We start from the raw sequence: 12,441 nt of genomic DNA on the forward strand, positions 1-12,441 counted from the left end.
GAAGGTGAGGGGTCAGGACGCGCGCGCGGCCGGCAACAGGCCGTCCACGGTTCCAGAGAGGCCGGCGTCCACCACCCAGATGGCGCCATTCACGCGCTGGGTCTTCGGTCCCAGCAGCAGCTCGGTCACGTCCGCGACGTCATCCGCGGTGCACAGACGTCCACCGGGCGTCGCGGACTCCCAGCGCGCCACCCGCTCCGGCGCGTCCGGGAACATCCCCAGCAGGTCCCCGTGCACGGGACCCGCGGACACGCAGTTGGTGCGGATGCCATCCGGCGCCAGCTCCGCGGCCAGATAGCGCGTGAGGGACTCCACGCCCGCCTTCACCACGCCCTGGCAGCCCAGGTCGTGCATGTACCGCTGCGACATGGACGTGGACATGGTCACGATGCTCCCGCCCCCACGCGCGGCCATCAGCGGACGGGCGCGCATCGCGCACTCGTAGGTGCCGGTGATGCAGGTGCGGAACGCCTTGTCCCAATCCCGGGGCGCGATGCGATCGAACGGACCGATGAGCCCGTTGGACGCGTTGCACACCAGCAGGTCGAGCCCGCCCAGTTGCTCGCGGATCGCCGCGAACATCCGCTCCAGGTGCTCCTCCTGCGCGACGGAGCCCCACAGGTGGACCGCCTTGCCACCCGCGTCGACGATGTCCCTCGCCGTCTTCTCCCCGTCCTCACGGGAGTGGAACGAGTTGACGACCACCGTCGCGCCCGCGCGAGCCAGCCGCGTCGCGATGACCCGGCCGATGCCCTTCCCCGAGCCCGTGACGAGCGCGACCTTCCCCGCGAACGGCAGCTCCGTGCGCGACGGGGCAGGCGCGGGCACCGCGTGGACGACGGGAGCGCGAGGCCTGGCTTCCACGGCGGGCGGCGCGGCCGGCAGCAGCGCACGGGCCGCGTCGGCGATGGCGGCCATCGTGCGCAGGCGCTGCGATGGCTTCGGCGCGTCACCCAGCCCCAGTTCCTTCATGAGCACGGCCATCACCTCCGCCTGCTTCACGGAGTCGATGCCCAGCTCGTCCTCCAGGTCCGCGTGCGGCGTGAGCAGTTCCTCCGGGTAGCGCGTCACCCGCGCGAACACGGCGCGCACGCGTGGCAGGAGGTCCTGCGTGGCCGGAGCACCGGTGCTCGCCTTCACGTCACCGATGCTCGGCTTCGCATCACCGATGCTCAGCTTCGCATCACCGATGCTCAGCTTCGCTTCGACGACAGCGGGAACAGGCGCGACGTGGAGCGACGGAGCCGTGTCCAGCGCCTCCGCCACCGCCCCGGCGATGGCGCCGAGCGTGCGCGCCTTCCCGTTTCGCGGCAGCCGGTCCGGCGGCAACTGGAACTCGCGAGCGATGACTGCGGCGATCTCCGCGAGCTTCACGGAGTCGATGCCCAGCTCATCCTCGAGTTGCGCGTTCTCCGTCAGGATGTCGAGCGGATACCGCGTGACGGACGCGGCGCACTGCCGCACCTGCTCCAGGATGTTCGAAGGCGTGGATGTATGGGATTGGGAAGAACGCGCGGACATGATGGCCCCTGTCGGTTCAATGCGTGACGGGGCCGACTGTAATTGGGGGTCTGACACGTGCCGCGAAGCGACGTGCACAGCTCACAGCAATCAAGGAGGCAGTGAAGACTCCTCGCGCGCGGGAATACGCGCGTCCTGTTCGCGAGCCACTCGAGCACGCTTCCATCCCAGCCATAGAGGAATGAGCAGCGACGGCAGCGTGAGCAGATCCGTGATGTCCACCGTGTGCACCGTGAGACGGACCGAGGGAATGCGCGCACCCGCGAGCACCGCGCGCAGCGCGTAGAAGGGCCACTGCAGCGCGCCCAGCGCCCAGCGCCACGCATCCCCGGCGTCGGATGAGAGCTTCGTCGCGGCGAAGCACACCCCCGTCAGCACCACCGCTCCCACGAGCACCGGGAACGACGGACGGAATTCCCTCACGCGGCGCTGGAACGCCTGCTCCCACAGCGCCTGGAGGAGCACCGGGAACATCGCGAGCCCGGCGACGTCGGAGAGCTTCCCCGTCCACCACGACGGCCAGCGCGCCTTGAACACGTGGTCGTTCAGCACGAGCAGCACCACGGCCACGAGCACCGCCGGGTGTAGAAGTCCGCTGGCTGGAGAAGGCTTCGTCCCGGTGGAGGTCACGCCCGCGTACATGCGGGGCACTGTCACATTCGCGGCCGGGACATGGGAAGCCCCGTGATTGCGAGGGGTTGGAAGACCCGGCGGGAAAATAAAAAGGCCGTGTCGATTTTCCCCAGGCCCATTCGTTGCGTCCATGAAGGCAGGAGCAGCACACCCCCCGCGGCCCCAGGGCGCGCGGCAGGAGACACGACCGTGCGATTCATGATCATCCGCAGGGCGGACAAGGACACCGAGGCCGGCGTGATGCCGGACGAGAAGCTGCTGGCCGCCATGGGCGCCTACAACGAGGAGATGGTGAAGGCGGGCGTGATGCTCCAGGGCGAGGGCCTGCACCCCAGCCGCAATGGCGCGCGCGTGAAGTTCACGAACGGCAAGCCGGCCATCATCGACGGTCCCTTCACGGAGACGAAGGAGCTCATCGCCGGTTTCACCCTCATCCAGGTGAAGTCGCGGGAGGAGGCCCTGGAGTGGCTCAAGCGCTGGCCGTCCATCGACGCGGGCGGCAACGTGGAGCTGGAGCTGCGGCAGGTCTTCGAGGACGACGACTTCGGCGCCGAGTTCACGCCCGAGCTGAGGGAACAGGAAGCGCGCATCCGCGAACAGGGCGCGAAGAACCGCCGGTAGTCGCGATGGCGCCTCCGCGTGACATAGGCTGCCGCGCTTCCAGGGCCGGAGCGAAGGCAGGTGCAGTGATGTTCCAGCGGAGGGTGCTGCTGTGCGCGGTGTGGCTCATGGCGTGCGGAGGCAAGCGGGTGCCCACGGGTCCGGGCTCGCCGCCGGACCGGATTGATGATGGCTGGGCCGTGGCCTCTTTCGAGGACACGGGAGTGCAACGCCCCTGGTTCGACGCGCTGGAGCACGACGTGTCCGAGGGCTCGGTCGAAACGCCAGACGCGGTGCTCGTCGCGAAAGGGGGCCAGCTCGTCTACGAGCGCTACTGGAACGACTTCACGCGGGAGAAGGCGCACGACCTGAGGTCCGCCACGAAGAGCGTCACGTCGCTGCTGGTGGGCATGGCGCACGAGCGAGGCCTGCTGCCGGACCTGGACTCGCCGGTGCTCCCGCTCCTGCCGCACCTGGCGCCGGTGAAGAACGCGGATCCGCGCAAGGAGCGCATCACGCTGCGCCACCTGCTCCAGATGCGCTCCGGGCTGTCATGCGACGACTGGGACCCCGAGTCCCCCGGCAACGAAGAGCGGATGTACGACACGGACGACTGGGCCCGCTTCATCGTGGACGTGCCCATGCGGGACGAGCCCGGCACCGTGACCCGCTACTGCACGGGCGGCGTGGTGCTGCTGGGCGCGGTGCTGGAGCACGTCAGCGGCCGCTCCATCACGGACCTGTCGCGCGAGTGGCTGTTCACGCCCATGCAGGTCCAGGATGTCAGCTGGCAGCCCGCGGGCAAGAGGGGCACGGATACCGGCGGCCACCTGCGCCTGCGTCCGCGAGACTTCCTCAAGGTGGGGCAGCTCATGCTCGACGGTGGCGCGTGGCAGGGCGACCGCCGGGTCTCCGAGGCGTGGGTGGCGGAGTCCAGCAAGGCGCTGGGGCCGCTGGGCGACGTGAACTACGGGCTCCTGTGGTGGAGCGCCCGCTTCGTCATCCAGGGCACGCCGGTGGAGGTGTCCTTCGCGCGCGGCAACGGAGGGCAGTACGTCTTCGTCGCGCCCTCGCTGGGCCTCACCGCGGCCTTCACAGGCAGCCACTATAATGATGCGGGCTCGGCGCTCCCCCTGGTCCTGTTCGGACAGTACGTGCTGCCGGCGGCGCTCGGGCTGGAGCGGCCGGGGGCCCGGAGCTACCGGGACGCGCAGTAGCCCAGGGTTCGCCCTTCGCAGGCCTTCTGCTTCAACGTCCTGGCGCGCTCGACGTTCCGCTCCACCCCACGGCCCTTCTCATAAAGGTCGCCGAGCATCCCGCAGATCGCGGCCTCTCCCGAGTCACAGAGCGCGGTGATCAGCGCGGCGGCCCGGGGGGCGTCGGTCTGCACGCCGACGCCGCCCAGGAGCGCCTGCGCGAGGGAGAGGCAGCCTTCCGGCAGCTTGAGCGCGCAGGACTTCTCGAAGAGCCCGGCCGCCTTCGTCTTGTCATGCGTCACGACGCGGGAGGCTCCGTCGTAGGCCATGCCCAGCTCGAAACAGGCCCGGCCGTGGCCGCCGTCACAGCCCTGCTGGAGCAAGCGGTGGGCACGCGCGTCGTCCTGCTCCACGCCACGGCCCAGCGCGTAGAGGCCGGAGAGCGCGAAGCAACCCGAACCCGCCCCTTCCGTGCAGGCGCGTTCGAGCAGTTTGACGCCGCTGGCGAAGTCCGGCCCCTCACTGTTGCCCCCGACCTTCAGGACGCCCAGGGATGCGCAGCCGGAGGCGCTGCCGCCATCGCAGGCCTTCCGGGCGAACTCCTCCCCGCGCTCGTCGTTCCTGTCGTCGCCTTCGAGGTAGTACGCCGCGACCAGTGCGCAGCTGGGGGCGTGTGAGAGCTCGCAGCCCTTCTTGCCGAACTCCAGGAGCCGCCGGCGGTCGTGGAGCTTCCCGCCCACCTCCGCCGAGAGCTCCGCCACGCGGAAGCACGCCCCTGCGTGCCGTCCCTTGTTGCAGCCGCGCGCATAGAGCTCGGCCGCGCGGGTGAAGCTCTTCTGGGGGCTTGGATCCAGCTCCACCTTCCGGGCCTCCTCGAAGCACGCCGAGGGGTCGTCCCCGCAGGTCGCGGTGGCCGGTGCCACGGGAGCGGGGGACGTAGGGGCAGGCGGGGAGGCGCTCGGGCTGGAACAGGCCGCGAGCCAGCCCACGAGCGCACAGGTCGTGAACAGGGCGACGTGGCGAGGCGGAATTCGCTGTCCTCTGCCGAACGATGAAGGCATGGGACCCATCAAATCCCGACGGGCCCGCCGTGTCATGGATGACCGTGACCCGGGCAATGGGCAACGTCCGCCACGGCATGGCCACTCCGAAAGCACCCCGCACCCGCAAGACCCCCGACCCCACCGGCTTCGTCCGCGTTCGGGGCGCCCGCGAACACAACCTGAAGCACGTGGACGTGGACATCCCGCGCGACGCGCTGGTGGTCTTCACCGGCGTGTCCGGCTCCGGCAAATCGTCGCTGGCCTTCGGGACGCTCTACGCGGAGGCGCAGCGGCGCTACTTCGAATCCGTGGCCCCGTATGCCCGGCGCCTGATTGATCAGGTGGGCGTGCCGGAGGTGGACACCATCGATGGGCTGCCCCCGGCGGTGGCGCTCCAGCAGCACCGGGGCGCTCCGACGTCGCGTTCTTCGGTGGGCAGCGTGACGACGCTGTCGAACTCCGTGCGCATGCTGTACTCGCGCGCGGGCCACTATCCGCCGAAGCTGGAGCGGCTGGACTCGGATGCGTTCTCCCCGAACACGCCCGCGGGCGCGTGCCCCAAGTGCCACGGCATCGGCCGCGTGTTCGAAGTGACGGAGCGCTCCATGGTGCCGGACGACTCCTTGAGCATCCGCGAGCGCGCCGTCGCCGCGTGGCCGCCCGCGTGGCACGGCCAGAACCTGCGCGACATCCTGGTGACGCTCGGGTACGACATCGACAAGCCCTGGCGCGACCTGCCGAAGAAGGACCGCCAGTGGATCCTCTTCACGGATGAGCAGCCCACGGTCCCCGTCTACGCGGGCTTCACGTCCGCGGAGGTGAAGCGGGCCATGGCCCGTAAGGAGACGCCCAGCTACATGGGCACCTTCACGGGCGCGAAGCGCTACGTGATGACCACCTTCGCGACGACGCAGAGCGCGATGATGAAGAAGCGCGTCGCCCGGTACATGGTCGCCAGCGACTGCTCATTGTGCGAGGGCAAACGCCTGAAGCGCGAGTCCCTGTCCGTGACGTTCGCGGGCCGCGACATCGGCGAGCTGTCCCGCCTGCCGCTGGAGCAGGTCGCGGACCTCATCCGGCCCACGGCGGAAGGGAAGGGGAAGGACGCGGACGTCATGGCCCGCGAGCACCCGGAGAAGCTCATCGTCGCCCAGCGCATCACCAAGGACCTGCTCGCGCGCATCCAGGTGCTGACGGACCTGGGCCTGGGCTACCTGTCGCTGGAGCGCAGCACGCCCACGCTGTCACCGGGTGAGTTGCAGCGGCTGCGGCTGGCCACGCAGGTGCGCTCCAACCTCTTCGGCGTGGTGTACGTGATGGACGAGCCGTCCGCCGGCCTGCACCCCGCGGACACGGAGGCGCTGCTCACGGCGTTGGACCGGCTGAAGGAGGCGGGCAACTCGCTGTTCGTGGTGGAGCACGAGGTGGACGTCATCCGCCACGCGGATTGGATCGTCGACGTGGGGCCCGCCGCCGGTGAGCACGGCGGACGCGTGCTCTACAGCGGCACGCCGGAGGGGCTCGCGAAGGTGGAGGCGTCCCGGACGCGGCGCTACCTCTTCGAGGAGGAGGCCCTGCGCCGCCGCGAGCCCCGCAAGCCCACGGGGCGGCTGCGCCTGGAGGGCGTGAAGCGCAACAACCTGCGCGACCTGGACGTGGACTTCCCGCTGGGGATCTTCACCACGGTGACGGGCGTGTCCGGCTCCGGCAAGTCCAGCCTCGTGAGCCAGGCGCTGGTGGAGCTGGTGGCGGCGCGCCTGGGCCAGACGCTGGCGCCGGAAGAGGAGGAGGGCGAGCCGCTGGACCGCGAGCCGGTGATGGCGAGCGAGGGCCATATCAAGGAAGGGATGGAGGCCATCCGCCGGCTGGTGACGGTGGACCAGAAGCCCATCGGCCGCACGCCGCGCTCCAACCTGGCGACGTACACGGGCCTCTTCGACCACGTGCGCAAGCTGTTCGCGGCGACGCCGCTGGCGAAGTCGCGCAAGTACAGCGCGGGGCGCTTCTCCTTCAACACGGCGGGAGGCCGCTGCGACACGTGCGAGGGCGAGGGCTTCGTGAGCGTGGAGCTGCTCTTCCTGCCCAGCGTGTACGCGCCGTGCCCCACGTGCCACGGCACCCGCTACAACGCGAAGACGCTGGAGGTGCGCTACCGCGAGAAGAACATCGCGGACGTGCTGGGGCTGACGGTGGACGGCGCCTTCGACTTCTTCACCGAGGAGCCGCCGCTCCAGCGAGCGCTCAAGGTGCTGAAGGACGTGGGCCTGGGCTACCTGCGCCTGGGCCAGCCCGCGACGGAGCTGTCCGGAGGCGAGGCCCAGCGCATCAAGCTGGCCACGGAGCTCCAGCGCACGCAGCACGGCGACACGCTCTACGTGCTGGATGAGCCCACCACGGGCTTGCACCCGGCGGACGTGGACAAGCTGATGACGCAGTTGGAGGGGCTGGTGGACGCGGGCAACACGGTCATCGTCGTGGAGCACGACCTGCGCGTCATCGCCGCCAGCGACCATGTCATCGACGTGGGGCCCGGCGCGGGCAACGCCGGAGGCCGCGTGGTGGCTCAGGGCACGCCGGCGCAGGTGGCCAGGGTGAAGGAGAGCCGCACGGCGCCCTACCTGGCGCGGGTGCTCGCCAGATGAGCCTCACATTCGCCCGCGTTTCCCGTAAATAGGCGGGGTCCCGACCTCCTCCTTGCCCCACGAAGGTGACGACGTGAACGACCGACTCCTGCGCACGGCGCGCCGCCAGCCCACCGACACCACCCCCGTGTGGCTGATGCGTCAGGCGGGCCGCTACCTGCCCGAGTACCGCGCCATCCGCGGCAACATCGCGTTCCTGGACCTCTGCAAGGACCCGGACCTGGCCGCGGAGGTCACCGTCCAGCCCATCACCCGCCTGGGCGTGGACGCGGCCATCATCTTCTCCGACATCCTCATCCCCGTGGAGGCCATGGGCATCCACCTGGAGCTGGGCGACAAGGGCCCCCACTTCCCCAACCCGCTGCGCACGCCCGCGGACATCGACAAGCTCGGCGTCCCCGACCCCGTCGAAGGCACCGGCTTCGTCGCCGAGGCCATCCGCCGCACGCGCAAGGCCCTCAATGACTCCGTGCCCGTCATCGGCTTCGCGGGCGCGCCCTTCACCCTGGCCGCGTACATGGTCGAGGGCGGCGGCTCCAAGAGCTACATCCAGATCAAGCGCCTGCTCTTCGAGCAGCCCGAAGTGGCCCACCGCCTCTTCCAGAAGCTCACCGACACCCTCATCCCGTACCTCAAGATGCAGGTGGAGGCCGGCGCGAAGATTGTCCAAATCTTCGACTCCTGGGGCGGCGAGCTGTCCCCCTGGGACTTCGAGCGCTTCAGCCTCCCGTACCTCACCCGCATGGTGACGGAGCTCAAGGGCACCGGCGTCCCCGTCATCCTCTTCGGCGTGAACATGACGCCGCACCTGCCGCTCCTGAAGCGCACCGGCGCGGACGTCATCGGCTTGGACTGGCGCTGCCCCGTGGACGAGGGCCGCCGCATCCTCGGGCCGGATGTCGCCACCCAGGGCAACCTGGATCCGCTCCACCTCTTCCTGCCCCGCGAGGAACTGGACGGTCGCGTGAAGGACATCCTCCGCCGCGCCGGCCCCACCGGGCACATCTTCAACCTGGGCCACGGCATCCTCCCGCCCACCGACCCGGACGCCGCCAAGTTCCTCGTGGACGCCGTCCACAAGCACGGCGCCGCCCTCCGCCAGGGCACGCTCGACTGAACAAGTCCCCGCCCGGCCGACTGGCGAGCAGTTGACTCAAGAATCAATCCGACATTGACGCGGTGCATTGCCCGCCGTTAGAAGCGCCTCACTCGTTTCACAGAGGGTGAGGCACACATGGCAAGCGAGAAGCGCAACGGCCACCGGCGGGTGGCCATCGTCCGAGGGCTGCGGACGCCGTTCGCGAAGGCGGGCACCGTCTTCGCGAACCTGACGGCGCTGGACCTGGGCCGCATGGTGGTCCAGGAGCTGGTGCAGCGCAGCGACCTGGACCCCAACGAAATCAACCAGGTCGTCTTCGGACAGGTCATCCCCACGCTGACCGCGCCGTCCATCGCGCGCGAAGTGGTGCTGGCGGCGGGCCTGCCCAAGCGCATTGACGCCTTCACGGTGGCGCGCGCCTGCGCCACGTCCATCCAGTCCATGGTGGCGGGCGCCAACGCCATCGCGCTGGGTGACGCGGACGTCGTCATCGCCGGTGGCACGGAGTCCCTCTCGGACGCGCCCATCTTCACCAGCCGCCCGCTGGCCCACGCGCTCGCCGCGTCGTCCAAGGGCAAGAGCCTCCCGGACAAGCTCAAGCCCTTCCAGAAGCTCAAGGCCAAGGACCTCATCCCCGTGCCCCCCGCCATCGCCGAGTACTCCACCGGCGAGACGATGGGCGAGAGCGCGGAGAAGATGGCCAAGGAGAACGGCATCACCCGCGAGGAGCAGGACCTCATCGCGTTCAACTCGCACCAGAACGCGGCCCGCGCCTGGAAGGAGGGCCTGTTCGACGGCGAGGTGATGCACGTCACCGTGCCGCCCAAGTACGAGCAGACCGCCACCAAGGACAACATCGTGCGCGAGGACACCAGCCTGGAGGCGCTCGCCAGGCTCAAGCCGGTGTTCGACCGCCGCTATGGCAGCGTCACCGCCGGCAACGCGTCCCCGCTGACGGACGGCGCCGCGGCGCTGCTGCTGATGAGCGAGGAGAAGGCGAAGGCGCTGGGCTACGAGCCGCTGGGCTTCCTGCGCTCGCACGCCTTCGCGGCCACGGACCCGGGCGACCAGCTGCTCCAGGGCCCGGCCTACGCGGCGCCCGTGGCGCTCAAGCGCGCGGGGATGAAGCTTTCGGACATCGACCTGGTGGAGATGCACGAGGCCTTCGCCGCGCAGGTGGCGAGCAACCTCCAGGCGCTGGCGTCCAAGGAGTTCGCGAAGAAGGCGGGCTTCAACGCGCCGGTCGGTGAAGTGGACCGCTCGCGGCTGAACGTGACGGGCGGATCCATCTCCATCGGGCACCCGTTCGGTGCCACGGGCGCGCGCATCATCACGCAGGCCCTCAACGAGCTGAAGCGTCGGAACAAGAACACGGTGTTGTGCACCGTCTGCGCCGCGGGCGGCCTGGGCGCCGCGGTCATCCTGGAGCGTGCGTGATGGCGACCAAGCAAGAGGCAGTCGAAGCGAAGCAGGGCTTGAGCTACGACGTCACGAACGGCGTCGCGGTCATCACCGTGGACCAGCCGGGCGCGCCGGTGAACACGCTGTCCCCGGACGTGGGCACCGCGTTCTCGGACCTGCTGCTTCAGGCGGAGCGGGACCCGGAGGTGCGGGCCGTCGTCTTCATCTCCGGCAAGAAGGACAACTTCGTCGCCGGCGCGAACATCGACTTCCTCCAGACCCTGAAGACGCCCGCGGACGTGGAGGCCATCAGCCGCGGCGCGCACGAGCAGTTCGACCGGCTGGAGGCCTTCTCCAAGCCGGTGGTCGCGGCCATCCACGGCGCGTGCCTGGGCGGCGGCCTGGAGTGGGTGCTCGCATGCCACTACCGCATCGTCACGGACAGCCCCAAGTCGGTGGTGGGCCTGCCGGAGACGCAGCTGGGCCTCATCCCCGGCGCAGGCGGCACGCAGCGGCTGCCCGCGCTGATTGGCGCGGAGGCCGCGCTGGACCTCATCCTCACCGGCAAGAACGTCAAGCCGTCCAAGGCGAAGAAGCTGGGCATCGTGGATGAAGTCGTCCCCGTGCCCATGCTCAAGGACCTCGCGCTCAAGCGCGCGGCGGAGCTGGCGGCGGGCACGCTCAAGGTGGAGCGCTCGCACCAGGGCTTCAAGGCCGTGGCCCAGAGCGGCAAGAAGAAGGGCATCGCCGGCATCTTCCAGGGGCTCATCAACAAGGACCTCTGGAAGGAGGCGGCGCTGGAGGACAACCCGCTCGGCCGCAAGGTGATGTTCGACCAGGCGAAGAAGCAGCTCCTGAAGAAGACGCGCGGCAAGTACCCCGCGCAGGAGAAGGCGCTCCAGGTCATCCGCGTGGGCCTGGAGTCCGGCCGCAAGGCGGGCCTGGAGGCCGAAGCGAAGGCCTTTGGCGAGCTGGTGTTCACGGACGTGTCGCGGCGCCTGGTGGAGATCTTCTTCGCCACCACGGCGCTGAAGAAGGAGAACGGCACCGCCAACCCCAACCTGAAGCCGCGCGAGGTGAAGAAAGTGGGCGTGCTGGGCGGCGGCCTGATGGGCGGAGGCATCGCCTACGTGGCCGGCGTGCTCCAGGGCGTGCCCGTGCGCGTGAAGGACCGGGACGACGCGGGCGCGGGCCGCGCGCTCAAGCAGGTGCAGACGGTGCTGGATGAGCGCGTGAAGCGCCGCTCGCTCACGCGGCTGGAGTCCAACGCGAAGCTGTCCAACATCACCGCGGGCACGGACTACAGCGGCTTCAAGTCGGTGGACCTGGTCATCGAGGCCGTCTTCGAGGACCTGAAGCTCAAGCACCAGGTCATCGCGGAGGTGGAGGCCGTCACCGGCGAGAACACCATCTTCGCGTCCAACACCTCCAGCCTGCCCATTGGCGAGCTGGCGAAGGGCAGCAAGCGCCCCTCGCAGGTGATTGGCATGCACTACTTCAGCCCGGTCCACAAAATGCCGCTGCTGGAGATCATCACGCACCCGGGCACCGCGGAGTGGGTGACGGCCACCTGCGTGGACGTGGGCAAGAAGCAGGGCAAGACGGTCATCGTCGTCAACGACGGGCCGGGCTTCTACACGTCGCGCATCCTCGCGCCGTACATGAACGAGGCCGCGTACCTGCTGGCGGAAGGCGCGGACATCGTCCAGTTGGACAAGGCGCTGGTGGACTTCGGCTTCCCGGTGGGGCCCATCACGCTCTTGGACGAGGTCGGCATCGACGTGGCCCAGAAGGTGGGGCCCATCATGGAGGCCGCGTTCGGCAAGCGCATGGCGGCGCCCAAGGCGCTGGAGGGCGTGGTGTCCGACGGCCGCCTGGGCCGCAAGACGAACAAGGGCTTCTACCTGTACGAGAACGGGAAGAAGAAGGAGGTGGACCCGCAGGTCTACCTGCTGCTGCCGCACGGCAAGGACCGCAAGTCCCTGGACCCCGCGGAGATGGCCGAGCGCGTCGCGCTGCAGATGGTGAACGAGGCCATCCGCTGCCTGGGTGAAGGCATCCTGCGCAGCGCGCGCGACGGCGACGTGGGCGCCATCTTCGGCCTGGGCTTCCCGCCGTTCCTGGGCGGCCCGTTCCGCTACGCGGACGCCCTGGGCCCGGCCAACCTGCTGCGCAAGCTGGAGCACTACCAGGACAAGTACGGCGAGCGCTTCACGCCCGCGCCGCTGCTCGTGGAGAAGGTGCGCGCCGGCAAGGGCTTCTACGAGTCCTGAGCGCCTGACGCACCGGGGCAGGGGAGGGGAGGG

General features: G+C 69.6%; 9 protein-coding genes. 6 read left to right on the forward strand and 3 right to left on the reverse strand.

Annotation, left to right across the window (positions count from 1 at the left end; translation table 11 throughout):
- Positions 1-12: 12 nt before the first annotated feature.
- Together ACX114_RS10845 and ACX114_RS10850 are read right to left on the reverse strand one after the other, a co-directional pair.
- Positions 13-1,521: an SDR family oxidoreductase gene (locus ACX114_RS10845; protein WP_459297318.1), complete on the reverse strand. Its 1,509-nt coding sequence runs from the start codon at positions 1,519-1,521 to the stop codon at positions 13-15.
- A gap of 90 nt (positions 1,522-1,611) precedes the next feature.
- Positions 1,612-2,163, reverse strand: coding sequence for a hypothetical protein (locus ACX114_RS10850; protein ID WP_459300116.1), 552 nt, complete (start codon positions 2,161-2,163; stop codon positions 1,612-1,614).
- 180 nt (positions 2,164-2,343) lie between these two features.
- On the opposite strand from ACX114_RS10850, the gene ACX114_RS10855 reads away from it, so the two are divergent.
- Together ACX114_RS10855 and ACX114_RS10860 are read left to right on the forward strand one after the other, a co-directional pair.
- Entirely contained in the window at positions 2,344-2,775 is a 432-nt protein-coding gene (locus ACX114_RS10855) for a YciI family protein (protein ID WP_206798329.1), read from the forward strand.
- Between the two features lie 68 nt (positions 2,776-2,843).
- Positions 2,844-3,971: a serine hydrolase domain-containing protein gene (locus tag ACX114_RS10860; RefSeq protein ID WP_459297320.1), complete on the forward strand. Its 1,128-nt coding sequence runs from the start codon at positions 2,844-2,846 to the stop codon at positions 3,969-3,971.
- Here the strand turns inward: ACX114_RS10860 and ACX114_RS10865 are convergent.
- Positions 3,953-4,810 carry a tetratricopeptide repeat protein gene (locus ACX114_RS10865; protein WP_459297322.1) on the reverse strand — a complete coding sequence of 286 codons (858 nt, stop codon included), beginning with the start codon at positions 4,808-4,810 and terminating at the stop codon, positions 3,953-3,955. The genes ACX114_RS10860 and ACX114_RS10865 overlap by 19 nt on opposite strands.
- Before the next feature lie 278 nt (positions 4,811-5,088).
- On the opposite strand from ACX114_RS10865, the gene uvrA reads away from it, so the two are divergent.
- The 4 genes from uvrA to fadJ all read left to right on the forward strand — a co-directional run bounded on the left by uvrA (position 5,089) and on the right by fadJ (position 12,408).
- Complete coding sequence (gene uvrA, locus ACX114_RS10870) at positions 5,089-7,635, forward strand: excinuclease ABC subunit UvrA (RefSeq protein WP_459300118.1); 2,547 nt, start codon at positions 5,089-5,091, stop codon at positions 7,633-7,635.
- A 73-nt stretch (positions 7,636-7,708) separates the two neighbouring features.
- The gene (gene hemE, locus ACX114_RS10875) at positions 7,709-8,752 is read left to right on the forward strand and encodes a uroporphyrinogen decarboxylase (RefSeq protein WP_459297324.1); all 1,044 of its coding nucleotides are present in this window, start codon (positions 7,709-7,711) and stop codon (positions 8,750-8,752) included.
- Between the two features lie 117 nt (positions 8,753-8,869).
- Complete coding sequence (gene fadI / locus ACX114_RS10880) at positions 8,870-10,171, forward strand: acetyl-CoA C-acyltransferase FadI (RefSeq protein ID WP_459297326.1); 1,302 nt, start codon at positions 8,870-8,872, stop codon at positions 10,169-10,171.
- Positions 10,171-12,408 carry a fatty acid oxidation complex subunit alpha FadJ gene (fadJ, locus tag ACX114_RS10885; protein ID WP_459297328.1) on the forward strand — a complete coding sequence of 746 codons (2,238 nt, stop codon included), beginning with the start codon at positions 10,171-10,173 and terminating at the stop codon, positions 12,406-12,408. Before fadI ends, fadJ begins: the two co-directional genes overlap by 1 nt.
- Positions 12,409-12,441: the final 33 nt, after the last annotated feature.

It is taken from the genome of Corallococcus sp. M7 (assembly GCF_054512695.1).